This is a genomic window from Desulfovibrio sp. An276, from assembly GCF_002159665.1.
Classification (GTDB): Bacteria; Desulfobacterota; Desulfovibrionia; order Desulfovibrionales; family Desulfovibrionaceae; genus Desulfovibrio; species Desulfovibrio faecigallinarum.
The window spans coordinates 1-22,326 of record NZ_NFJC01000014.1 but is presented as its reverse complement, the minus strand read 5'-3'; the positions used below and the strand labels follow the sequence as shown (position 1 = coordinate 22,326).

General features: G+C 57.2%; 21 protein-coding genes and 1 pseudogene. 13 read left to right on the top strand and 9 right to left on the bottom strand.

Annotated features, from left to right (window positions below; all coding sequences use genetic code 11):
• Positions 1-5: 5 nt before the first annotated feature.
• A complete protein-coding gene (locus tag B5F76_RS07240) occupies positions 6-1,289 on the bottom strand; it encodes an aldo/keto reductase (RefSeq protein ID WP_087352860.1) in 1,284 nt (427 codons plus the stop codon).
• Between the two features lie 430 nt (positions 1,290-1,719).
• Here B5F76_RS07240 and B5F76_RS07235 point away from each other — a divergent pair, with 430 nt between their 5' ends.
• The 8 genes from B5F76_RS07235 (at position 1,720) to B5F76_RS07200 (ending at position 9,752) form a co-directional block, all read left to right on the top strand.
• Entirely contained in the window at positions 1,720-2,937 is a 1,218-nt protein-coding gene (locus B5F76_RS07235; protein ID WP_087352788.1) for an aminotransferase class I/II-fold pyridoxal phosphate-dependent enzyme, read from the top strand.
• Between the two features lie 279 nt (positions 2,938-3,216).
• Positions 3,217-4,038, top strand: coding sequence for a substrate-binding domain-containing protein (locus B5F76_RS07230; protein WP_087352786.1), 822 nt, complete (start codon positions 3,217-3,219; stop codon positions 4,036-4,038).
• Positions 4,039-4,151: 113 nt separating this feature from the next.
• Positions 4,152-4,850, top strand: a complete 699-nt coding sequence (locus B5F76_RS07225) for an ABC transporter permease (protein ID WP_087352784.1) — start codon at positions 4,152-4,154, stop codon at positions 4,848-4,850.
• Complete coding sequence (locus tag B5F76_RS07220) at positions 4,847-5,473, top strand: ABC transporter ATP-binding protein (RefSeq protein WP_087352781.1); 627 nt, start codon at positions 4,847-4,849, stop codon at positions 5,471-5,473. Before B5F76_RS07225 ends, B5F76_RS07220 begins: the two co-directional genes overlap by 4 nt.
• Before the next feature lie 93 nt (positions 5,474-5,566).
• Positions 5,567-6,547 (top strand): hypothetical protein, encoded by a 981-nt coding sequence (locus B5F76_RS07215; RefSeq protein ID WP_087352779.1) that lies wholly within the window; start codon positions 5,567-5,569, stop codon positions 6,545-6,547.
• A 175-nt stretch (positions 6,548-6,722) separates the two neighbouring features.
• Positions 6,723-8,498 carry an aldehyde ferredoxin oxidoreductase C-terminal domain-containing protein gene (locus tag B5F76_RS07210; protein WP_087352777.1) on the top strand — a complete coding sequence of 592 codons (1,776 nt, stop codon included), beginning with the start codon at positions 6,723-6,725 and terminating at the stop codon, positions 8,496-8,498.
• A gap of 97 nt (positions 8,499-8,595) precedes the next feature.
• The gene (locus B5F76_RS07205) at positions 8,596-8,838 is read left to right on the top strand and encodes a MoaD/ThiS family protein (RefSeq protein WP_087352774.1); all 243 of its coding nucleotides are present in this window, start codon (positions 8,596-8,598) and stop codon (positions 8,836-8,838) included.
• A 38-nt stretch (positions 8,839-8,876) separates the two neighbouring features.
• The gene (locus B5F76_RS07200) at positions 8,877-9,752 is read left to right on the top strand and encodes a HesA/MoeB/ThiF family protein (RefSeq protein ID WP_087352773.1); all 876 of its coding nucleotides are present in this window, start codon (positions 8,877-8,879) and stop codon (positions 9,750-9,752) included.
• Between the two features lie 72 nt (positions 9,753-9,824).
• Here the strand turns inward: B5F76_RS07200 and B5F76_RS07195 are convergent, their stop codons facing one another.
• From B5F76_RS07195 to B5F76_RS14835, 3 genes are all read right to left on the bottom strand, one after another.
• Positions 9,825-11,846 carry a molybdopterin biosynthesis protein gene (locus tag B5F76_RS07195; RefSeq protein ID WP_239406992.1) on the bottom strand — a complete coding sequence of 674 codons (2,022 nt, stop codon included), beginning with the start codon at positions 11,844-11,846 and terminating at the stop codon, positions 9,825-9,827.
• Positions 11,847-11,858: 12 nt separating this feature from the next.
• Positions 11,859-13,118: a molybdopterin molybdotransferase MoeA gene (locus B5F76_RS07190; protein ID WP_087352770.1), complete on the bottom strand. Its 1,260-nt coding sequence runs from the start codon at positions 13,116-13,118 to the stop codon at positions 11,859-11,861.
• Between the two features lie 205 nt (positions 13,119-13,323).
• Positions 13,324-13,491, bottom strand: coding sequence for a hypothetical protein (locus B5F76_RS14835; RefSeq protein WP_162608743.1), 168 nt, complete (start codon positions 13,489-13,491; stop codon positions 13,324-13,326).
• Between the two features lie 100 nt (positions 13,492-13,591).
• Here B5F76_RS14835 and B5F76_RS07180 point away from each other — a divergent pair.
• Both B5F76_RS07180 and B5F76_RS07175 read left to right on the top strand, forming a co-directional pair.
• Positions 13,592-14,184: pseudogene (locus tag B5F76_RS07180) on the top strand (Rpn family recombination-promoting nuclease/putative transposase).
• A 10-nt stretch (positions 14,185-14,194) separates the two neighbouring features.
• Complete coding sequence (locus B5F76_RS07175) at positions 14,195-14,464, top strand: hypothetical protein (protein WP_087352763.1); 270 nt, start codon at positions 14,195-14,197, stop codon at positions 14,462-14,464.
• Here B5F76_RS07175 and B5F76_RS14470 read toward each other — a convergent pair.
• A complete protein-coding gene (locus B5F76_RS14470) occupies positions 14,453-14,800 on the bottom strand; it encodes a hypothetical protein (RefSeq protein WP_162608742.1) in 348 nt (115 codons plus the stop codon). The genes B5F76_RS07175 and B5F76_RS14470 overlap by 12 nt on opposite strands.
• 231 nt (positions 14,801-15,031) lie before the next feature.
• Here B5F76_RS14470 and B5F76_RS07170 point away from each other — a divergent pair, with 231 nt between their 5' ends.
• Positions 15,032-16,297 (top strand): replication-associated recombination protein A, encoded by a 1,266-nt coding sequence (locus B5F76_RS07170; protein WP_239406991.1) that lies wholly within the window; start codon positions 15,032-15,034, stop codon positions 16,295-16,297.
• A 77-nt stretch (positions 16,298-16,374) separates the two neighbouring features.
• On the top strand, positions 16,375-17,286 hold the full coding sequence (locus B5F76_RS07165) for a lysophospholipid acyltransferase family protein (protein WP_087352762.1): 912 nt from the start codon (positions 16,375-16,377) through the stop codon (positions 17,284-17,286).
• A gap of 66 nt (positions 17,287-17,352) precedes the next feature.
• On the opposite strand, the gene B5F76_RS07160 is transcribed toward B5F76_RS07165, so the two are convergent.
• The 4 genes from B5F76_RS07160 to nrdD all read right to left on the bottom strand — a co-directional run bounded on the left by B5F76_RS07160 (position 17,353) and on the right by nrdD (position 19,822).
• Positions 17,353-18,453 (bottom strand): DUF4116 domain-containing protein, encoded by a 1,101-nt coding sequence (locus B5F76_RS07160; protein WP_087352760.1) that lies wholly within the window; start codon positions 18,451-18,453, stop codon positions 17,353-17,355.
• Positions 18,454-18,493: 40 nt separating this feature from the next.
• The gene (locus tag B5F76_RS07155; protein ID WP_087352758.1) at positions 18,494-19,276 is read right to left on the bottom strand and encodes a hypothetical protein; all 783 of its coding nucleotides are present in this window, start codon (positions 19,274-19,276) and stop codon (positions 18,494-18,496) included.
• Between the two features lie 92 nt (positions 19,277-19,368).
• Complete coding sequence (locus B5F76_RS14830; protein ID WP_162608741.1) at positions 19,369-19,569, bottom strand: hypothetical protein; 201 nt, start codon at positions 19,567-19,569, stop codon at positions 19,369-19,371.
• Between the two features lie 85 nt (positions 19,570-19,654).
• Complete coding sequence (nrdD, locus tag B5F76_RS14465; RefSeq protein ID WP_239406990.1) at positions 19,655-19,822, bottom strand: anaerobic ribonucleoside-triphosphate reductase; 168 nt, start codon at positions 19,820-19,822, stop codon at positions 19,655-19,657.
• 845 nt (positions 19,823-20,667) lie between these two features.
• On the opposite strand from nrdD, the gene B5F76_RS07140 reads away from it, so the two are divergent.
• Positions 20,668-22,221, top strand: coding sequence for a DUF4139 domain-containing protein (locus B5F76_RS07140; protein WP_162608740.1), 1,554 nt, complete (start codon positions 20,668-20,670; stop codon positions 22,219-22,221).
• Positions 22,222-22,326 lie beyond the last annotated feature (105 nt).

Here is a 22,326-nt window from a genome sequence, read left to right as displayed (position 1 = left end):
TTACGCTACTTGCCAAAGGCTTCCTTCACCTTTGCAAGAGAGCCCGGGATGTCCACATGCATGGGACATTTGGGCAGGCACTGTCCGCAATTGGTACAGGACGAGGCCGGATCCCCGCGCTGGATGGGCGACATTGCGAGCGTGTAGTCCGCAAGGGCCCTCTTCTTGTCCTGATGGGCCAGGTAATTGTTGTAGACGTAGGCGAAGATGTAGCCAATGGCGACGTTTTCCGGACAGGGGATGCACTGGTAGCAGCCAACGCAGTTCACGTGTCCGGGAATGTTGTTGAAGGCAGCTCTCGCACGGCCTATGGCCTCGCGTTCCTTGGGTGTGAGCATGCCGGGAGCCGCCTTGGCTGCGTAGGCGAGGTTTTTCTCCACGTCTGCCACGCTGTTCATGCCGCTCACTGTTACGCTTACTTCCGGAATGTCCCACAGATAGTCCAGGGCCCACTCGGCATCGTCCTTTCTGATCCCGGAGGAGGCCAGGGCGTCACGCATGTTTTTCGGGAGATTGCCCAGAAGTCCTGTGCGCACCGGCTTCATGATGGCGACACCCATGCCCTTGGTTGCCGCATACTTGGGTCCAAGAATGCCTGTCTCGTACTCATAGTCCAGATAGTTGTGCTGCAGAAGACAGAAGTCCCAGGGAGCAGCGTCCACCACCTGTTTAAAGAGCTGCAGATTGTCGTGAAAGCTGAAGCCCATGAAGCGAATCTTGCCATCGCTCTTGAGCTTCATCATCTTGTCTATGAGCTTCCAGGGCTTCACGTACTTGTCCCAGGCGCGATGCATGATCATGTGGATGTGGTAGAAATCGATGACGTCCGTGTTGATGGTCCTGCGGGATTCGTCAAAGAACTTCATGAAATCGTCCGGACTTTGCATCTGCCACCAGGGCATCTTGGAGGTCACATACACCCTGTCACGCCAGCCTCCAGCAAGGGCCTTTGCCACGGCCTGCTCGGACTGGCCGCCCAGATAGACGCGGCCAGTGTCCACATAGTTCACGCCGCCCTCGATGGCCCTGCGCACGATGTCCGTGCTGAGCCCAAAGTCTACCTTGCCGTCCTTCATCTGCAAACGGAGCATGCCAAAGCCCAGGGCCGACACCATGACTCCGGTCTGCCCCATGGGACGATAGCGCATGGTAGACTTGTAGTTCAGGATGCCCAATTTGGACTGGTCAGGAAGAAGGGACTTTGCCTCCGTGCCTTCGGCAAGGGAGGGCAAAAGGGGTGCAGCTGCAGCGGCCGCAAGCGTGGTTTTCAGAAAATGACGTCTTTCCATGGGCTGGCTCCTGTATCCTTGGTTGCGTTTTGCCGCTCCTGCCAAGCGCAAGACTGCGGACAGGGCTGCGGGCATATCCTGCCTTTTTTCATAGCACAGGGCCCTTGTACGCGACACAAGGTATTTTGCAAAAAACTTGCCCAAAAATGTCACGCCTTTTGCAAAACTCCTGACACAGTCCCCATTGTCCGGCTTCCAAATCCTGATTCATGCCCCATTCGTTCACAGGGGAAAGATGCACAAAACAGGTCTTGCACGCATGTGCTGTCTTTTCACATCCTTGACACCTGCGCCTGTTCGGGCCAATACAACAGAATATATGGACAGGAAGATACGTTCGTGCGGACCATATGTCCCCCGGACCTTCTTGTTTTTCTTTCAACCTCAACCAATATCAGGAGACGGCGCCCTGCCAGGACGCTGAAGGAAAATGAGGACGTTTGGCAAATCCAGCAAGCTCGATCATGTGCTCTACGACGTGCGCGGCCCGGTCGTTGACGAAGCGGCCCGCATGGAAGAGCAAGGCATGAAGATTCTGAAACTGAACATAGGCAACCCTGCCCCCTTCGGTTTCTCCGCTCCCGAGGAAGTCATCTTCGACATGCGCGACGCAATCGTGAATTCGCAGGGCTACTCGGAATCCCGCGGCATTTTCAACGCCAGAAAGGCCATCATGCAATACGCCCAGATCAAGGGCATCCCCAATGTGGGCATGAAGGACATCTACACTGGCAATGGCGCAAGCGAGCTCATCCAGCTTGCCATGCACGCGCTGCTCAACAACGGCGACGAAATCCTCATTCCCGCTCCGGACTATCCCTTGTGGACAGCCTGTGCCACCCTGGCCGGCGGCAAGGCTGTGCACTACATCTGTGACGAGGAGTCGGACTGGTACCCGGATCTTGAGGACATGGAAAGCAAGATCACGGACAAGACCAAGGCCCTTGTCATCATCAATCCCAACAACCCCACAGGCGCCCTGTACCCGCTGGATATACTGGAGCGCATAGTGGAGATAGCCCGTCGCCACGAGCTCATCATCTTCTCGGACGAGATCTACGACCGTCTGGTCATGGACGGGGAAAAACACACATCCATTGCCTCCCTGGCCCCGGATCTCTTCTGCGTGACCTTCAGCGGCCTTTCAAAGTCGCACATGGTCTGCGGTTTCCGCGTAGGCTGGATGATACTTAGCGGCAACAAGAACCTTGCCAAGGACTACATTGCGGGCATCAACATGCTCTCCAACATGCGCCTGTGCTCCAATGTGCCAGGCCAGTCCATCATTCAGACAGCGCTCGGCGGCTATCAGAGCGTCAACGAATACATTGTTCCCGGCGGACGCATCTACGAACAGCGCAACTACATCTACGGTGCACTGAACAGCCTTCCCGGCATCTCGGCAGTAAAGCCAAGGGCTGCCTTCTACATCTTCCCCAAGATTGACACAGAACGCTACCGTATCACCAACGACACGGAGTTCGCCCTGGACTGCTTAAGAGAAACCCGCATCCTCTTTGTGCCAGGCACAGGCTTCAACTGGCCAAAGCACGATCACTTCCGCATAGTCTATCTGCCCCCTGTGGCAGTTTTGCAGGAAGCTGTGGAAAAGCTCGGCAGATTCCTCTACGACTACTCAAAGCGCTAAAAAGACGCTTTTTTTTCAGTCCGGCACGGGACTTTTCCCAAGGCGGCGGCTTCACACAAGCCGGGTCCGGGGAAAGTCCCCTTTTTGCGCCCTGCTTCGGGCTTTGGCATTGAAGTTGGTCACGATTTTGAGTAAAAGCGGTATAGATTTGTACAACTTCATGTGTGACACCTCCAAATTGAGCGAATATCCGGTATGGTACGCGCTCATACTCTTTCAAGGATCCGTGGCGTACCAGTAGTACGCCAAACCCAAAAAACTTTCAGAGGAAATTTCAAGATGAACCCTGTTTCCAAAACCCTTCTTGGCGCTGCCTGCGCCGTAGCCTTTGCCCTGCCCTGCCAGGCTGCAGACACCCTCATGATGGCAACCACCACCAGCACCCAGGATTCCGGACTGCTGGAATTTCTGGAACCCGATTTCCGCAAGGACACCGGCATTGAGCTCAAGTGGGTCGCTGTTGGCACAGGCAAGGCCCTTGAGATTGCCAAAAACTGCGACGCGGACGTTTTGCTTGTGCACGCCCCTGCAGTGGAAAAGAAGTTCGTGGCAGACGGCTACGGCATTGATCGCCGCCAAGTCATGTACAACGACTTCGTGATTGTCGGACCCAAGAAGGATCCCGCAAAGGTGAAGGGCAAGACCACAAGCGAGGCACTCAAGGCCATCTACGATGCGAAGGCAGTCTTTGTCAGCCGCGGTGACAAGTCCGGCACCCACAACGCCGAAAAGAAGCTGTGGAAGGCCAACAACCTCTCTCCCGACAAGGAATCCTTCTACATCTCCGCTGGCCAGGGCATGATGGCTACCCTGAACATTGCCGCAGAAAAGAACGGCTACACCCTGACCGACCGCGCAACCTGGATCAAGTTTGCTGCCAAGCAGGGCAAGAACAATGCGCTCGCCATTGTGGTTGAAGGCGACAAGGCCCTCTTCAATCAGTACAGCGTCATGACCACCAATCCCGCCATGTGCCCGAAGGTGAAGAAGGATCTGGCAAAGAAGTTCGAGGACTGGTGGGTGAGCCCCAAAACCCAGAAGCGCATCAGCGAATACACGCTTGAGGGCAAGCAGCTCTTCTTCCCCAACGCAGGGAAGTAACCCCGGGCACACCGAATAAACACGATACTGCGGGCGGGTCTGCGAGACTTTTTGCGGGCCCGCCCTATCCGTAACAGCAGGAACAAGCGTCAGGGACAGGGGACAGGGGACAGATGGGATACTTTTCCGAGGGAATGAGTCAGGCAGCAAGCCTTCTTGTGCACATGGACGACGCAACCGTGTCGGCCATAGAGGCAACGCTTGTGTCCACAAGCTGGGCGCTTTTTGTTGCAGCCCTTCTTGGCCTTCCCCTGGGCTTTGTGCTGGGCTATGCAAACTTTCCTGGCAAAAGAGCCATACGCCTTGTCTCGGACACGCTTTTGGCCTTTCCCACAGTTCTCATTGGCCTGTTGGTCTACGTCTTCATCACTGCACGCGGGCCTTTGGGAGAATATGGCCTTTTGTTCACCCTGCCCGGCATGGTCATAGGCCAGACCATACTGGCGCTGCCCATCATCGTCTCCTGGACCGCACAGGCTGTGGAAAACCTCGATGCACGCTGCAGGCAGACCCTTTTGACCCTTGGTGCAGGAAGAATGCAAACTGCCCTGCTCACATTAAGCGAGGTACGCTACGATCTGGGCATGGTCTGCGTGCAGGCCTTTGGCCGCGTGGTCACGGAAGTGGGTGTTGCCATGATGCTTGGCGGCAATATCCGCTATTCCACAAGGACCATGACCACAGCCATCTCCCTGGAAACGAGCAAGGGCGAATTCGCTCAAGGCATTGCCCTGGGCCTCGTGCTTTTGCTCATAGCCTTTGTCGTGAATCTGCTTTTGACCTGGCTCAAATACAGGGGGAGAAGAGCATGAGCGCAATCATCGAGGCCTGGAATCTTGCCAGGAGCTACAATGGCGTACCCGCCCTGAACTTGCCAGAACTTAGGGTGGAAGAGGGGGAGTGCGTGGCCCTGACAGGACGCAACGGCAGCGGCAAATCAACCCTCCTTCGCATACTGGCCTTTCTGGAAAAACCGGATTTCGGCAAACTGGTCTACCATGGAAACTCGTCCAATCCGCGCCGCGAGGTAACCCTGCTCCTTCAGGACCCCTATCTTCTGAAATGCTCCGTCTTCCAAAACGTCACCCTGGGCCTTCGCTTGCGCGGGGACACGAAAAATCTTGAAAAGTGCTACGAAAAAGCCATGCATGAAGCTGGCTTTGCCGATCCCATGACCTATGCTTCGCGAACCCAGAGCATGCTTTCCGGAGGCGAGCGCCAGCGCGTGGCCCTGGCAGCAAGGCTTGCCATTGCCCCAAGGGTTTTGCTTTTGGACGAGCCTACGGCCCACGTGGATGCGGCAAGCGAAAAAATCATCTATGCCTCCGTGAAGGCCTGCCTCGAAAGGGGCGTAACCATCCTTTGTGCCACGCACGACAGGGCTCTTTTCGACTCCCTCGACGCCCGCGAGGTGGTGCTAGAAGAGCAAGGCTAAAAGCCTTGCGCACAATCTTGCCAAATCCCCTTTCTTACGGCTACACAGGGCGAAATCCGCATTTCCAGAAAAATTCCCGACAAAGAGACAGCCATGCCAAAAACAAGACAGACCCTTGCGCCCGAAGAGCTTGCCAGCCTCACCCTGGCCTGGGAAGCATGGGAAAAGGGCGTTTCAACCCCTGCCAGAAGAATCGTGCGGGCAAGGCTGCACCTTGTCTTTCTTTTTGTACGCTACGGCGGATTGCGCCTTAAGGAAGTCCTTGGCATGCACGCCCGAGCCCTCCTGGACCTCGAGAGCGGTCTTCTGTCAGTTCCAGGCGACAACGCCAGAGAGATCATGCTGCCCCTGGGCTGCATGCACCACTTTCGCAGGATTCTCTCCCTGCCCGAGGCGGAAAATGCAGGTTTCCTAAGCCTCGACGAGGGCTTTGTGCGCAGAAAGTTCTACCTTGTGGCCGAAACCTGCTCCCTTGACCCCTCAAGGGCAGCGCCCCGCGCCCTGCGCTATGCACGGGCCTTGGAGCTTCTTTCCTTGCGCGTTCCGCTCTCCATGGTGCAAAAATACCTGGGACAGCCTGGTCCTGCCGCAGCCTTCTTTCTGAACTTTGCCGGAGGCGAGCTTGCCGACTACATCCTCAGCAAGGCCAGGGCAGGCAGGGATGCCAAGGACAACATCTTTGTGGGCATAGCCACTGGTGCGAAAATGGGGCTGCGCCGTGCGGAAATAGAGATAGCCTGCTTCGGGAACACACTCATCCGTGCGCAAGCCAGCCTGGACAGGCTGCAGGACCTTGATCTCGGAAGCCACAGGCAGGTGGTCACCTTCCGTATTCCGCCAAACGCCATGGCGCTTGCCCTCTCTCCCTGCCAGACAAGCCAGGCAAACACGCTTGAAGCCACCCTGACCGGCCTGCACGCAGACGCAGTGGAGGGCTTTGCCACAGCCCACCTTGCCTGCGGCGCCACCCTCACGGTCGCACTCGAATGGGGAAACATCTGCCCGTCCGATCTCTACGAGGGACGAAGGGTGTGGCTGCACTTTGCGGCCGCAAGCGTGGAGATTGAGGGCTAGAGAGACAAAATGCCCGCTTTGCCCCGATGACAGGGGGAGGATGGGGAAAAAGCGTGACTGCTTTTGCAAAAAGTGTACACGCCTGTCCAAATGGGCGTACAAGGGTTCCATGGGAAAGGCTCTCGTCCCGTCTGCCGGACCCTTCTCATTATCCTTACACAACCGGGAGTCTCATATGTCCTTCGAGTTTCGTATACTGCGCGTCGACATGGCGGCCAAGACCTGTACCTTCGAGCCTGTTCCCCAGGAATACATGGGCCTTGGAGGCAGGGCTCTGACCTCGACCATTGTCGCAAGGGAAGTCGATCCCACCTGCACGCCCCTTGGACCCCACAACAAGCTTGTCTTTGCCCCAGGCCTTCTTGGCGCAACCAACAGCCCCAATTCCAACAGGATTTCCGTTGGCTGCAAAAGCCCCCTTACCGGCGGCATCAAGGAGAGCAACGCAGGCGGACAGCCCGGCGGACACATAGCGAAACTGGGTATTTTGGCCATCATCGTGGAAAACATCGCCCCCGAGGGCGAGTGGTGGCAACTTGAGCTTGGCCTTGACTACGCGCGCCTTGTGCCCTCCACTGTCACAGGCCTCAACAACTTCGCTGCTGTGGAAAAGCTGGTTGAGCACTACGGCGACAAGTGCAGCTACATCACCATCGGCAGGGCAGGCGAATTCAAGCTTACGGCAGCTAGCATTGCCTGCACGGACAGGGAACTTCGCCCCATGCGCCACGCTGGCCGCGGCGGTGTCGGCGCCATCATGGGCTCCAAGGGCCTCAAAGCCATCATCGTGAACCCCGAAGGCGGAAAGGCAGCACCCCTTGTCGACGCCCAGGCCTTCCGCGATGCCTCCAAGCGCTTTGCCAAGGCCCTGACAGAGCACCCCATTTGTGGCACAGGCCTTGCCCAGTACGGCACGGCTGTCCTTGTGAACATATTGCATGAGGCTGGCGGCCTCCCCACCAAGAACTTCACTGTGGGCCAGTTTGCGGAGCACGAAAACCTCTCTGGCGAGACCCTGAACAAGATCACCAAGGAGCGCGGAGGCGAAGGCTCTGTTGCCCACGGCTGCATGAGCGGCTGCCTCATCCGCTGCAGCGGCATTCTCCCGGACAAGAAGGGCAAGTTCCAGAGCAAGTGGCCCGAATACGAGACGCTCTGGTGCTTTGGCCCGCACAGCGGCATAAGCGATCTCGACAAGGTCTCCCGCTTTGACTACATGTGCGACGACTTTGGCGTGGACACCATCGACGTGGGTGTGGCAGTGGGCGTTGCCATGGCTGGCGGCGGCATCCCCTACGGGGACGCGGACGCTGCTCTCGACGCCGTTGCCCAGATAAGCGAGGGCACCCCTCTTGGCCGCGTGCTTGGCTGTGGTACAGCCACAACGGGCAGGGTCTTTGGCGTGCGCCGCGTGCCCTGCGTCAAGGGCCAGAGCCTTCCTGCCTACGATCCGCGTGCAGTCAAGGGCGTTGGCGTCACCTATGCCACCACCCCCATGGGTGCAGACCATACGGCTGGCTACTCTGTCACGGCCAACATCCTGAACAGTGGCGGCCACGTGGATCCCTTGAAAAAGGAAGGCCAGATCGAGCTTTCCCGCAACCTCCAGGTTGCCACAGCTTCAGTGGACTCCGTGGGTCTGTGCCTCTTTACAGCCTTTGCCATCCTGGACGTTCCGGACGCATTGCCTGCCATCGTGGACATGCTGAACGCCAAGTTCGGCTGGAAGATGACAGGGGACGATGTGGTGACTCTGGGCCAGCGCATCCTCACAACCGAAATCGACTTCAACCGCAGGGCCGGCATTGGCATTGGCCAGGACCGTCTGCCGGACTTCTTCACGGACGAGCCCGTTGCCCCGCACAACACAACCTTCGATTTCACCAACAAGGAACTCGCCACGGTCTTCAACTGGCGTGACGAGGTGAAGGAACTGGAAGGAAAGAAGTAGACGCAATGCGGGCAAATCCGTATTGTGCATAGAGCCAGTCCCGGCCAGTCTAGCGGCTGGCCGGGACTTTTCGTACATTTTCTACCAGGAAGGCATTATGCGCGTACTTGTCAAGCTGAGCACGACCTTGAGGGACCTTGTTCCGGACTACAATCCGGCCCAGGGCATAGTTCTGACCGATGTTCCGGAAAAATGTACTGTCGCCCAGGTGGCCGAGAGGCTGAACATCCCCGAAAAGGAAATCAAGATAATCATGGTAAATTCCCGCCAGAACACCCTGGATGCCGAGCTTCACGACAACGATCGCCTGGCACTCTTTCCGGCTGTGGGCGGGGGCTAGGGGCTACCATCCCATTTTTCGGCTTTTCGGAGACATTCATGAATTTCACACGTCAGGATTTTTGTAATTTTCTTGTCTCGAACTTTCCCTGGAAATGGAAAGACGGAAGCCTTGATGTGGAGACAGATACGCCGCTCTTTGTCGAGAATACCTTCATTGCCAACTGGGCCCGCAGGGAGGGTGTGCGCGTGCCGGATGCCATGGCAGCACTTTTGGACATCAATGTCTGGCCCGAACGCTTCAGGCAAAACTGCGATGTGTATTCCAAAGAGCAGATGCAGCGCCTCTTGCAGGCACGTGTCGCCATTGCCGGCCTTGGAGGCCTTGGCGGTCGTGTGACCGAACTTTTGGCGCGCCTTGGCGTGTGCCATTTCACCCTGTGCGACTGCGACGAGTTTTCCGAAAGCAATCTGAACCGCCAGGCCTTTTGTACGGAAAAAAGCATAGGCTGGCGCAAGACAACGACCCTTGAGCTGGCCGTGTCCGACATCGCGGAATACGCCAGGGTGCGCAGACTGTCCCTTGCATTGGATGAGAGGACCATCCCGGATTTTCTTGAGAACGCGGACATCGTGTTCGACTGTCTGGACGACATCCAGACCAAGGCACTTTTGGAAAGGGCCTGTGCTGCTGCCAATATCCCCTTTGTGCACGGAGGCGTGAGCCATCAGGAAGGCTTTGCCTTTGCCACAAGGGGAGAATGCGGCCTTGCAAGGCTCTATGGCGAGGAGCTTCCCCAAAAGCCCAAAAGGCAGCCTGTTTCCGTTCTGGCTGTGGCGGGAACAGCCTGCATGATGGTCTCCCTGGGGCTCAGGGTTCTTTTCGGGGAACAAACAGATGACCAGCAAGCAGGAAAGCTCTACCACCAGGACTTTGGGGAGCTTGCCATGGACGCCTTCGATTTCGGCGCATAATGGTCGCAGGGTTCTTGTACGAAAGGGTCGGGGATTGGGCTACATTGAGCTCCACCCCGGCCCTTTTTGCCTTTACGCGACCCTGTCGCGGCCCTCGTACTCCCAGACTATCTCGCCAGTCTTTTCGACGCCGTAGCCGCCCATGTCTTCCACCTGTTTTTTGAATTCGGCAGATCTGATGGTTGCGAGAAGCGCCTGCATCCTCTCGTCGTCCCAAAACCTCTTGGGAATGACAAGGTCATACTCCTCGACGCCCACGGGTATGAAGTCAAGGCCCAGGGCCCTTGCCGAGGCAAGCACTCCAAGGCCCACATCAGCCCTGCCGGAAAGCACTGCCGCAGCCACGTTCATGTGGGTGAATTCCTCGGCCGTGTAGCCTTTGATGGCCTGTGGCTTCAGACCTTTCTTCTTCAAAAGGCAGTCCAGCAAAACCCTTGTGCCACTGCCGCGCTGGCGGTTGATGAAGGTGATGTCCTCGCGCACAAGGTCCTGTATGCTGCGTATTTTCAGGGGATTTCCGGGCTTCACCATAAAGCCCTGCACGCGATCCACAAGGCGCAAGAGGACCACCGGGACGCTCAGATTGTCCTGTATTGCCTTGCGGTTGTAGACCCCGTCTTCCATGTTGAGCAGATGGGAGCCAGCAAGGTGGCACTGGCCCTGCTCTATTGCGCGCAATCCTCCCAGGGAGCCCACGTGCACCGAGGTGAGGCTGCAGCCAAGGGATGTGCGCCTGCGCACAAGGCTGTCCAGAAGATCCAGGGTGTTGTCGTGGCTGCCAATGGCAAGCAGGGCAGAGCGTATCCTTTCCCTTGAGCGCAAAAGAGAGACATTGACCACGGATCCGGCATCCAGACCCTCGCTGGCAGCAGGGATGGTCAGCATACCGTCCGCGCGGCTAAGAGAGGTCACGGTTCCGGCTCCTCGCGCAAGTGGCACAGCCATGAGGGTTCCGTCCACATCCCCCAGCTTCACGCGGATGCGCTCCTCCATGCCGGGCCTTGAGGGCAGGGCCTGGCAGAGCCTTGCCGTGGCCTCGGGGCGGGAGGGGGCAAGCGTGTGCTGCAGCCTTGCCAAAAGCGGCAAGAGGAATTCCTCAACCACAATGGTCGCTGACACGGGGTAGCCCGGAGCTCCAAGGACAGGGTGCCCGTCCACAAGGCCAAGGACTGCAGGCTTTCCGGGCATGACAGCCACGCCGTGCACAAAGACCTCGCCAAGGGAAGCTATAACGTGCGAGGTGTAGTCCCTGCTTCCGGCAGAAGAGCCAGCGTTCAGAAGGACTATGTCCGCTCCGTCTTCAAGCGCGGCCCGCACCGCTGCCTGTATGATATCGGGATCGTCCGGCACAATGTCCCGTACAATGGCCGTAGCCCCTGCCTCCTCCACCAGAGAGGCGAAGATCAGCGAATTGAACTCAGGCCAGCACTTGCCCTCGATAAGGGCGTCTTCGCTTGCCTGCATGAGGGGCACGATTTCCGAACCGCTGGGGATGATGGCAACCACAGGCTTTTTGCAGACAGGGACAGTCAGAACCCTAGCCGCAGCCAGAGCGCCCATCTCGTAGGGGCCTATGCGCGTTCCTGGAGCAAGCAGGATTTCGGAGCTCACCATATCCTCGCCAAGCTTGCGGACGTGCTGCCAGGGAAAGGCAGCGCGCTCTATGCGCACACTCTTTCCCGAAGGTGCTGCCACAAGGTTTTCGATCATGATGACGGCATTGCAGCCAGAGGGAAGCCTTTGCCCTGTGTTTATCCAGAAGGCCTGCCGTCCTACTTCAAGGTCCAGGGGGTGCATGGCACTTGCCCCAAAGGTCTCCTCTGCCCGCACTGCAATGCCGTCCATGGCAGCCGCGTGGAAGGGCGGAGAGGAAAGGTTTGCCTGCACGATGTGCGAGGTGACCCTGCCCCTGGCATGAGGCAACGCCACCTCTTCCTCTCCCAGGGCAAAGCCGCTCTTTTCTATGGCAGAAAACCACAGATCCCTTGCCTCGCCTACCGGTTTCAGCTCCAGATAGGTGTTGCGCTTCATGCCCTTTTCAAGATGGCGCGCGATATCCTGTCCAGCATCACTTGCGTTTGTATTGGTTGCCATTGTGTTCCCCCGCTATCGCAAAAGTTCCACTTCTATAAGCTCGCCTTCGTAGAGCCCCTCGCTTTGTTCCGGGCAGACCACAAGCCCGTCGGCTCTTGTCAGGGACGAGATGCAGCCCGAAGGTGCCGTGACCGGAACAGCAAGGAAGGAAACTTCCACCCTGTCGCAAACACCTTCCCTTTCCATGGGCTCAAGTGTCACCCGGATGTAGTCCCTGCGCCCCTGCGCAGAGGCAATGGGACGCGAAAGCCTTGCGAGCACAAAGCCTTGCAAGACATTTGCGTCGCCACCCTGCAGTCTGCGCAAGAGGGGACGCACAAAGCAGCGAGCGCACACAAGGGCGCTTGTCACGTGCCCCGGAAGGCCCATGAGGCATACCCTGCCGCGCCTGGCCAATATGAAGGGCTTGCCGGGGCTCAGGGCCACGCCGTGGCACAAAAGCTCGCTCTCCTCTCCCTGGCAGAAGGCGTCGAGCGTGTGGTCGCGCATGCCGGCTGACGAGCCCCCGGACACAAGGACCACGTCAAAGTCGCGGCAAAGAGCATCCACCCTGTCGCGCAAAGCACCCTCGTCGTCGCGCAAAATGCCAGCAAATTCGACCTCTGCCCCCTCCTCGCGGCACAGTGCTGCAATGCTGTGCGAATTCACGTCGCGGATTTGTCCCGGAGCTGGTGTCGTGTCACAGGGCACAACCTCGTCCCCGGTGGAGATGATGGCTACCCTGGGACGTCTGGCTACAGGAACCCGCGTCCTGCCAAGGGCTGCCAGAAGGCCCACGTCCTGCGGACGTATGCGCAAGCCCTTCTTGAGGCAGAGCATGCCCTCTGCCACATCCTCGTCCCGTGCAAGAACGTTGTCCCCAGGAGCGACAGAGCGGGTAAGCTCAATGAGGTCGTTTCCCGCAGGACGGGAGTATTCCAGCATGACCACAGCGTCGCTGCCCTTGGGCAGCATGCCGCCAGTCAGGATGGGCGCTGCCTGCCCGGGCTCAAGGCTCTGGGTAACGCGCACGCCCATGCGGCAGGACTCTGCAAGCTCGAGCAGGGCCGGCTGGCTCTCCCCTGCGCCAAAGACATCCTGCGCACGCACGGCAAAGCCGTCCACTGTCGAGCGGCAAAAGCCCGGAACATCCTGGTCGGAAACAAGGTCCTCCGCAAGATAGCGCCCGAGGCTTTCGTCCAGGGGCACTTCTTCCGCCTCATCCTTCCCAGAAAAGCCCGCGAGCAGGGAAAGGACTTCGGGCAGGGATTGCAATTTGAGAAAAGGCTTCATCACAAATACTGGCGCGAGAGCCCATGGGGCTTTGAGAGACAGCGCCGCCTCCTTGAATTTTGCCCGGAAAACGCCGGACACCTTCCACACAGGAAAGGCAGGGCAATACTATCGCAATTGCCAACGTGTTGGAAGTCTTGACAAAGCGATGTGCTATAAGAAAACCCGGATATTTCTCTAACCCTGATGTTTTTCATCTGCGGGATCAAGCTTCTGTTTGCTTTTCAGAAAAAAGTGTTGATCTTGGGAACGCATCTGGGACATAGTAGTGCTGAAAATAGTTGTGCGGCAACAGGGCTCCCCCACCAGAAGGAGAAAAAGGTCGCATAATTTCATATTTTCCAGCATTTGTACTGGGTAACTGTTGTGTCATGCTGGAAAAATGTGAGCTTTTCTTCAGGCTTTGCCGTTAAAGTGTTTTGCAACCACAATCGAAGACACGGAGTGAGCAATCACCCAAGGAGATCCTCAAAATGAGCGAGTCCTCAAAGACAGAGCCCATGATTGAGAAACTCAATCGCACGAACGACGTCCATTTCAAGTACGTTTTTGGCAGTCCAGGGCACAAGGACATCCTGATAGGTTTCGTCAACGCAGTCCTCTATCCTGACGGAGGCAAGAAGATATGCGATCTGGAATTGAAGATCGTGAACTAACTCCAGATCATTACGACGGCAAGGAAGTCCGGCTCGACTTGCGCGCCAAAACGTCCGACGGTATAGTACTCAATATAGAGGTACAAGCCCAAAGCCAAGATCATTTGGACAAGCGCATCATGTGCTATTGGGCGAAACTGTATAGCCGTGAAATACGCAGGGGAGAGGATTATATAAAACTTCATCCAACCTATATTATCGAAATCATGAACTTCAACTTTATTCCCGAAAGTCCTCTTTATATAAACGATGCTCAGGTCATAGTTTCTGCAACAGGAAAACCATTCAACGGAGAAATGAAGCTTTTCTTTATCGAGATTCCCAAATGGAATGCACTGAAAAGAAAGGCAAATAGCACACTTGAGCGATGGATGGCTTTTTTTGCAAACCAAGAATACCGCAGAAATTGAGGAGTATGCCATGTTGGAGCCCAATATTCATGCCGCATTGGAGGCTGAAAAGAGATTCATTGCCAATCCTGATCAGATGCGCGACTATTGGCAAAGGGAAAAAGCCATTGCAAAACGGGTGACCGAACTCGAAGCTGCTGAAGATAAGGGCAGAGCCAAAGGCAAAACCGAGGAAAAAGAGAACATTGCCCGTGCTATGCTGTCTGACAATGCTCCCATACAACTAATCCAAAAATATACAGGACTTTCTGTAAGCGAGATTGAAGCTCTAAAAAAATAGCCTTTTGCTGACAATCTTTTCATGTACCGGTGTCTCTTGTGAGATACCGTACTGAATAGAGGAGCTTGCAATGTTGGATTCAGAAAAAGAAGCGTCAATCAGGACTATGGAAAATCCTAAGAGGAAGAGACCAAAACTGAAGAATTGATAAAGGGAGAAAGCAAAAGAATAGCACAGGTTGTGTGCTTCATGCTCTCCCAAGGCGTTCCCATGGAACAGATCGAGCAATGCACAGGCCTTTCCGAAAGCGAAAATAAGCCCTTCCTCAATCCTCCCACCTTCCAAAGCCCCCTCAGGACCTTCCCAAAGAGCCCCACAGCACCAATAGCCAAACATGCAAAAGGTCGCGCGGAACTTGCGTTGGTGGCGCAAACAGGAAATTTGCACATGCCCCCTGTCTGTGCTAAATGTCTGCATTCCATGACATACTTTGCGCTTGCAAGGCCTAAAAGGCCCCTGTTTCGAGCGCACACCCCGTGCGCCCCTTCCCGGATTTTGCCAGTTCCAAGGAGGAAGGCGTCCTTTTCCCCGAGGGCCAGCCCTCTGGGGTATCCGCGCCTCAATTTCATGATGACACAGGAAAATTCCCTTCTTTCAAGCGCCTCCCCCAAGGAGGACAGGGTTCCCCTGCCAGAGCGGCTGCGTCCGGACAACATGGACCTTTTTCTGGGCCAGACCCATCTTGAGACGCGCATACACGCCCTTTTGGGGGTAAAAAACCTGCCAAGCCTGCTCTTCTTCGGGCCTCCAGGCTGTGGAAAGTCCACCATAGCCCTTTTGCTTGCCAAATCCACGGGCAGGGCCTACAGGCGCGTGTCTGCTCCCGAGGCAGGAATCACGCAGCTCAGGCGCATCCTTGGCGAAGGCGTGGACATTCTCATCCTGGACGAACTGCACAGGTTCACCAAGGCCCAGCAGGACTTCTTTTTGCCTCTTCTTGAAGACGGCTCCCTGACACTTTTGGCCACGACCACGGAAAATCCCTCCTTCTCGGTCACAAGGCAGCTTCTCTCGCGCCTGAGCGTACTGCGCCTGCGCCCCCTGGACCTTCCGGAAATGCTGGAACTGGCACGGCGCGGGGCAAGCCAGATGGGCTGTTCCTTAAATGAGGACGTGCTCTCCATGCTCTGCGATCTCGCCCACGGCGACGCAAGGACACTTTTGAACCTTGTCGAATACGTGGCCTCGCTCCCTGGCGAGAAGGACGATCCCCAAAAGGTCAAATCCGTCCTTCCGGACGTTATCACCCGTCACGACAAGGCAGGCGACAGCCACTACGAGCTCGCCTCTGCGCTCATCAAATCCATCAGGGGCTCTGACCCGGACGCGGCCATCTACTATCTGGCCTGCCTGCTCGAAGGCGGGGAAGATCCCCGCTTCATCTGCAGGCGCCTTATTCTTTCCGCTTCCGAGGACGTGGGCCTTGCGGATCCCCAGGCCCTGCCCCTGGCCGTAGCCTGCCAGCAGGCAGTGGAATTTGTGGGCATGCCCGAGGGCTTTATTCCCCTGGCAGAGACCGTGACCTACCTTGCCCTGGCGCGCAAGAGCAATTCCTCCTACGCGGCCTATTTGAGCGCCCAGAAACTTGTGCGCGAACAGGGCATCCTTCCCGTGCCCCTGGATCTGCGCAATCCCGTGACTGCGCTGCAAAGGGAGTGGGGGTACGGCCGCAACTACCAGTATCCGCACAATTTCCGCGACGGATGGGTGAAGCAGCGCTACCTGCCCGAGGGTGTTGGCATGGAAAGCTTCTACAGGCCGAAGGAAAACGGCGAGGAACCGCGCCTTGCAGCCTTCTGGCGCAGCAGAAAAAACGCGCGCGGCCCCCGCTAAAAGCCTTTTTCCGGATAGCCGGAAAGTGAAAAAAGTCCCTCAAGGGGACAAAACCCAACAAGAACAAGAGACAATATATGGAAACCTTTGTTCCGGACACACTCTTGAACCGCTTCCCGAGGGACAGCTACACCTCGCCCATGCAGGTGCCCTGCCTTCTGACCAGGATCTTTCCCTCGCTGAGCTTCTACACCCGCATCTTCCTTGGCACCACCCACTGGCTCACCTCAAGGGCAGCCAAGGGCAAGTGCGACGATGCCGCCTGGTGCTACGCCAGCGCCTGGATCCTGGAAGACGTGGAGCGCACGGGCATCAGTGTGCGCGTATCCGGCCTTGAGGCCTTCAATGAGGCCGAGGGGCCCTTTGTCATTGTGGCAAACCACATGAGCACACTTGAGACCTACCTTCTGCCCTGCATCCTGCGCCCCCGCTTCCCTGTCACCTTCATCGTGAAACGCAGCCTCACCACCATGCCCTTCTTTGGCCATGTGATGCGCTCGCGCGATCCCGTGGTGGTGGACAGGGTCAATCCCCGCGAGGATCTGACAACCATCTTGCGCGAGGGAACGGAACGCCTCAAGAAGGGCATCTCCATCATCGTCTTCCCGCAATCCACCAGGACCATGCACATTGACGCCAAACACTTCAACACCATCGGCGTCAAGCTGGCCCGCAAGGCAGGTGTTCCGGTGGTGCCCCTGGCACTCAAGACCGACGCCTGGGGCACTGGCAAAAAGATCAAGGAACTGGGCAAGATTCGCCCGGAAAGCGACGTGCTCTTCCGCTTCTTCCCGCCAGTGCACGTGGAAGGCTCGGGCCATGCGGAAAACAGGGCCATCTACGAGGCCATTTCCCACACCCTGCACTACTGGGAGGCCAGGCAGAAGGCCAAGGACGAGGGAAAGCCCGTTCCGCCTGTCCTTGAGGAAGGCTACACCTTCCCGGAAATAGACCGTTCAGCGGAAAAGACAAGGACTGCTGCAGAATAGCGCCTTTTTCTCACACTATTGAAAGCCCCTCCGTCAGGGAGGGGCTTTTCCATTTTTTTGCAGAAACTATTCGTGCCAGCCGGCTGCCCAGTCCATGAGCTTTGTGGCAGCAGCAAAGGCACCACTGTGCTCTGGAATGCCGTGGGCGTCGAGCTCCATCTTGCACAAGAGAGCGAGCGATGGCCCGTAGATACTTGTTTTGCGCCGGGGCTTTTCCCCGCCTTCCGCAGCCTCTTCATCCCGGGATTCTTCTTCAAGGACATCGAGCCAGAAGCCGTTGCCGGACTTTGCCTCTTCGGCCCTCTGCTCGAAATCCGCAACCTCAGCCTTTTGCGCGAATTCCAGGGCAAGATTTTTCAAAAAGGCATGCACCTCGTCCGCGGACGGAGCGAACCTTTCCGGGCAGGGAAACTCCTCCGGGGCATCGAAGCTCCAGCGTTCGAACTTGCCCCACTCGTCCCTGGGCTTTGCCTTGCTCATCTCCTCCCAGTCCGGAGGAGTGAGGCAGACTATTTTCGTCATGCGGCTTACCGTGGCGCCAGCGCTGAAAAGGCCGCGCACGCGCACAAGGTCCGTGCGAAGCTCGTCCGGCACAAATTCCAGGGCCATGCCATTGGTCCTGCAGGCCTCGAAGCACATCATGGGCGTGCGCAAATTCATGGGCACAAATTCCAAGGCCCTGCCATCCACACGCATGGCATGGGTGCACAGCTCTTCGTCCACAAGCTCCTCTGGCACAAACTGCAGGGCAAGGGAGTTCTGGGTCACTGCAGTGCGGCACACGTCCCTGTCGCGCGTCTGGCTTGGCACATACTGCAGGGCAAGGCCATCGTGGCGCAGGGCAAGCATGCACACTGCCTTTGAACGCAATGAGTCCGGCACAAACTGCAGGGCAAGGCCTGTGGTGCGCAGGGCCTTCTGGCACAGATACATGTCGCGCATGCCTTCTGGCACAAACTGCAGGGCCATGCCGTTTTGCACAAGAGCCGCCCTGCAGACGTCGATGCATCTGTCTGCCTCATCCACCGTGGCGAGCTTTATGCCGTCCTTTTCGAGCATGGCTATGCGCTGCTCAAGGATCTGCTTGGCCTTCACCTGCTCTTCGCTGAGATCTTCCTCGCCCGAGGCTTCCCTTGGGTCAAAGCCCTCGTAGTCGCGTTCCACCATATATCTGTTGTCCCTGATGCCCTTGAAAGTGTTGAATGGGTTACCTGTCCGCCGAACAGCCGGCCATCCAGTGCATGCCGCCTTCGGAGCCCAGATAGTCGAAGCACAGCTTCTCGTCTTCCCGCATGAGGGAAAGGCAGCTTTCCTCGCTGGAATCAAAGAAAAACTCGCCTGTGTAGCTGCCCTCGAGGCTGTCGATCCACACCTGGGTCACGTTCTCGCCCTGGGAGGAAAAGGTGTTCACCCTGCCGCAATAGCGGCCGAGATCGCTCATGTCGCTTGCGCCTGCCGATCCCTTGCCGTCACCCTTCTGCCCCGGGCAGTCCAAAAGTCCAATGGCCCTGCCAAAGAGCTGCACCTGCTCCGCTGTTTCCGTGCTTACCCAGCCCCTGGCCGCCATGTAGTCCTGCTTGCCAGCCTTGATGGCGTTGAGGACAGGGATAACGTAGGAAAGGCCGCCAGAGTCTACCAGCATGAGGTAGGCCTCGTTGCCGGCGCCCTGCAGGGCCTGGAAGAGGCTCGCGTTGTAGTCGTAGCCTGTGCGCGCAAAGGCCCTGGACCACACGCCTGCCATCTCCTCCATGGGCATGGCGCTCTGACCCTCCATGTAGAGGGGATCGTTGAGCGCTGCCTGTGCCACTGCCTCGTTCACCTCCACAGGGATGGGCTGGAGAAGATTCAAAACGGACAGGGGTTGAGAGGCAGGGCCAGACTCTGGTCCTGCGCCCTGGACAGGAGCTGCGCCAAGCACAAGCACAAGGAGGATCAGGGCATACGCACGCGAAACGCAGGCGCAGGCTGTATGTGTACGCGAAAAATGCATGGAAAATACCTGAAGGGGGATGCCGGGATTGCGGCATATCGCGACTGACCTACAAAAAGACCCTGCCCCCTGTCAAGGATCGTCCCGTAGCTTCACGCTCTACCTTGCCTGCACTTTGCATGTTCAAAGATTATATTTCGGGGGTATTTTTCCGCAACAAAAACGTCAAAAAAAGAAGTTTTGCCGAAAAGGTTCCAGACAAGAGAGACAGGATACAGTCTTGTTGCGGCCTGTTTTGCTCGGGAACAGGAAGAAACAGGCATTTTCCCAAGGGCTGAAAGAAGAAATTCCATGCCCCTTTGGGGTAGCAGGAGGGCACAAAAAAAAGGGTCCGGCAAACGTCAGACCCTTTTTCATGCTTTCGTGCGGGATGAGGGACTAGGCGTGCTTGACGCGATCCCTTTCCTCTGCGCGCTTGGCATTGTTGAAGCGATCGAGGGTACCCACAAGATAGCCTGTGATACGACGGATACGCTCGAACTTGACCCCTGCGCCAATGCTTTTTGCAGAGTGCTGGGCTGCCGTTACCGCGGATTTGCTGTCCATCAACATAGAAAACACGCTCCTCACTATTTGAAAACAAAAACCTGCCTTCCCCAAATCCGGAAAGCTCCAGACTGTCGCGCGGGGTGCCGCGCGGGAAAGGGACCTTTTGTTACTGACTTGAAACCGGGCCCATGGGCCCTTGTCGTGTCCATTGGGACACCTTTGAGGCGGTTTTGTTCAACGGGTCCCGTTGGGCCCCGCAAGGCATTTTCCGACCTCACGGGAGCCGATATTACCGTAAAGTTCGGGTCTGTCAACTTGCCCAAAAAGCCTTGCACGCAAGTTCACGAACAAAAAAAAGTGGCGACTTTCCCGCATGGTGCGAGCCCCTCTGACAAATTTTGAAAAACCTTTCCCAAGGGTCTTGACAGATGCAGCACGCTGAAAACAGAACGCTTTCCAAGGGCCAAAAAAATCTTTTCCATGGGCAAATTTTTTTGGGGCCAGGGGTCCCCTGAAGGACAGTAACCCATCCTCTCCGGCATCCTTTCTGCCCGGCTTCTTCCGGCAGTGTGCAAGGTTTGAGGACGGCACAAGGGACATCCCGCAAACTTCCTGTCCAGAAAATGTGCACCTGCAAAAAATTTGTACACAGCCATAGGCTAAAGCTTTGCCAAATTGTGCCGATGTGCCAGATGCGAAACCTTTCCTCTCGCCTTTTTCGTGCATCTTGCCTCCCATTGCCGCGCTGGGCTTTTGCGCAAGGCTCATTCTGCCCCAATTGCCCAGAGCCTTGGGGTCTTGCCTCTTTGGCACGAAACTTGCTTTTTCAGTACTCTGTACGGGAAAGCTCCATACGGAAAGACTCCGTACAAATTTCACTACCATCTGCAGGAGACCACACAGTGACAAACACAGCAGAAAACACTCGCAGCCAGGGGCTGGACATTGCGCGCAGGCTGCGCCTGCCCCTCACACGCGAAGAGGGCGGCGCGGACAGTCTGCTTCAGGTCCTCTGGCAGATCCTCTGGACGGCCATCCTGGTCCTTGCCGTCTTCCTCATGGGCGTGCGCTTCGCGGACGCAAGCGAACTTCCTGTTCCGAGGGCTCCGGAAAAGGTTCTTGTCACCTTCTCTGGCGCCTCCCTGCTCGCAAGCGAGGAGGTCACGGTGAAAGACGGAATGGCGAGCATCCTTTTGCCCGGCTCGGCAAGGGATCTGGTTGTTGGCGCAAGCAAGGGCAAGGTGGCCGACAGGCACGAGAGTATTGTTACGGGTGCTTCGCTTGGCTTTCAGGGCGAGCTTGCCAAAAGGACAATGGCCCAAAGGACAGAGCTTTCCGCCAGGATCCTCTATCTCGAGACACTGATCAAAAAGGCAAGTGGCAAGGAAGACAACCTTCAGGGCCTCTGCCTTGAGCTTGCCAAAGCCAGGGCCAGCCTGAAGGCCCTTGACGGGGACAAGAAGGTCACGGGAAAGGAGCAAACCTCCTGGAAGCTTGTGCGCCTGCGCCTTGCGGGACTTGAGGCAAGGGAGAGGGTCACCCTCACCTATGCCTACACCCTGCCCGACGTGCGCTGGCAGCCCCTCTACCTTGTGGACGTGACGCCAGGCGACAATGGCAAGGGAGCCATACATGTGCGCCTTGAGGCCGAGGTAACCCAGCCTGCGGGCTTTGACTGGCCAAACGTGGAACTTCACCTTGTGGCCCAGGGCGGAGACCTTTCCACCCTGCCGCCCCTGCGGCCCTGGATCATAGGCGATGGGCCCGTAGCCCTTGGCTCGCCTGCCCCACGCATGGCAAAGGCCATGTCCATGGCAAAAATGGACAACGAGGCGGCTCTCCTCGACACCACAGGGAGCAGTGTGCAATGGACGCCCCTTTTGAAGGGCCTTTCTCAAGGAACAAGCAGACTCCTTCTTGCCGAGCGTACCTGGGACGAGCCCCTCAAGTGGATAGCAAGGCCCCAGAGCCACGACACAGGCGTCTATCTGTGCGCGGAGCACGTTCTGGAAGGCCAGGAAAAAATCTGGCCCCAGGGCCCCATGGTCCTCTCCCTTGAGGGCGCCATAGCCTCCAGGGATCACTTTGCCCCGACGGAGGGCAAGCTCTTCCTCTCCTTTGGCAAGGACGCACGAGTGCGTCTTGAGGCAAAGGCAGAGCCCAGGCGCAGCGGCAAGGAAGGCTTTATCAGCCAGAAGAAGGTCTGGGACTGGGAGTGGCAGTACAATGTGCGCAACGAGCGCGAAAAGCCCGTGCTCGTGCGTGTGGAATGCCCGCTTCCCCAGACAGTGACCGAGGGCTTCGAGGCCAGGGTCACGAGCAGGCCGGACACGAAGAGCGAAGACAAGACCCTATTCTGGGAATTCGAGCTTGCTCCGGGATCCGACAGGGAACTTCTCCACAGCGTGCGCGTGACTGGCCCGGCGGACACAAGGGTCGCACCGCTTGCGCCCTAGGTCGTGTTGACAAAATCAAAAATCAGCCAATCTGACTTCGACTTTGCCATAAGAGGTTATATTTCATACTGTATCACTCCAGTTTACCAGAGCGGTCCACAGTAT

What these genes read in the sequence shown, in the direction of transcription:
- B5F76_RS07210 (WP_087352777.1), top strand. Translation starts at nt 6,723, where the DNA reads ATGTCCTTCGAGTTTCGTATACTGCGCGTCGACATGGCGGCCAAGACC.
- B5F76_RS07215 (WP_087352779.1), top strand. Translation starts at nt 5,567, where the DNA reads ATGCCAAAAACAAGACAGACCCTTGCGCCCGAAGAGCTTGCCAGCCTC.
- nrdD (WP_239406990.1), bottom strand. Translation starts at nt 19,822, where the DNA reads ATGGACAGCAAATCCGCGGTAACGGCAGCCCAGCACTCTGCAAAAAGC.
- B5F76_RS07170 (WP_239406991.1), top strand. Translation starts at nt 15,032, where the DNA reads ATGATGACACAGGAAAATTCCCTTCTTTCAAGCGCCTCCCCCAAGGAG.
- B5F76_RS14470 (WP_162608742.1), bottom strand. Translation starts at nt 14,800, where the DNA reads ATGTTTGGCTATTGGTGCTGTGGGGCTCTTTGGGAAGGTCCTGAGGGG.
- B5F76_RS07190 (WP_087352770.1), bottom strand. Translation starts at nt 13,118, where the DNA reads ATGAAGCCTTTTCTCAAATTGCAATCCCTGCCCGAAGTCCTTTCCCTG.
- B5F76_RS07165 (WP_087352762.1), top strand. Translation starts at nt 16,375, where the DNA reads ATGGAAACCTTTGTTCCGGACACACTCTTGAACCGCTTCCCGAGGGAC.
- B5F76_RS07205 (WP_087352774.1), top strand. Translation starts at nt 8,596, where the DNA reads ATGCGCGTACTTGTCAAGCTGAGCACGACCTTGAGGGACCTTGTTCCG.
- B5F76_RS07230 (WP_087352786.1), top strand. Translation starts at nt 3,217, where the DNA reads ATGAACCCTGTTTCCAAAACCCTTCTTGGCGCTGCCTGCGCCGTAGCC.
- B5F76_RS07195 (WP_239406992.1), bottom strand. Translation starts at nt 11,846, where the DNA reads ATGGCAACCAATACAAACGCAAGTGATGCTGGACAGGATATCGCGCGC.
- B5F76_RS07175 (WP_087352763.1), top strand. Translation starts at nt 14,195, where the DNA reads ATGTTGGAGCCCAATATTCATGCCGCATTGGAGGCTGAAAAGAGATTC.
- B5F76_RS07240 (WP_087352860.1), bottom strand. Translation starts at nt 1,289, where the DNA reads ATGGAAAGACGTCATTTTCTGAAAACCACGCTTGCGGCCGCTGCAGCT.
- B5F76_RS07235 (WP_087352788.1), top strand. Translation starts at nt 1,720, where the DNA reads ATGAGGACGTTTGGCAAATCCAGCAAGCTCGATCATGTGCTCTACGAC.
- B5F76_RS07225 (WP_087352784.1), top strand. Translation starts at nt 4,152, where the DNA reads ATGGGATACTTTTCCGAGGGAATGAGTCAGGCAGCAAGCCTTCTTGTG.
- B5F76_RS14830 (WP_162608741.1), bottom strand. Translation starts at nt 19,569, where the DNA reads ATGGAATTTCTTCTTTCAGCCCTTGGGAAAATGCCTGTTTCTTCCTGT.
- B5F76_RS07155 (WP_087352758.1), bottom strand. Translation starts at nt 19,276, where the DNA reads ATGCATTTTTCGCGTACACATACAGCCTGCGCCTGCGTTTCGCGTGCG.
- B5F76_RS07220 (WP_087352781.1), top strand. Translation starts at nt 4,847, where the DNA reads ATGAGCGCAATCATCGAGGCCTGGAATCTTGCCAGGAGCTACAATGGC.
- B5F76_RS07200 (WP_087352773.1), top strand. Translation starts at nt 8,877, where the DNA reads ATGAATTTCACACGTCAGGATTTTTGTAATTTTCTTGTCTCGAACTTT.
- B5F76_RS14835 (WP_162608743.1), bottom strand. Translation starts at nt 13,491, where the DNA reads ATGACACAACAGTTACCCAGTACAAATGCTGGAAAATATGAAATTATG.
- B5F76_RS07160 (WP_087352760.1), bottom strand. Translation starts at nt 18,453, where the DNA reads ATGGTGGAACGCGACTACGAGGGCTTTGACCCAAGGGAAGCCTCGGGC.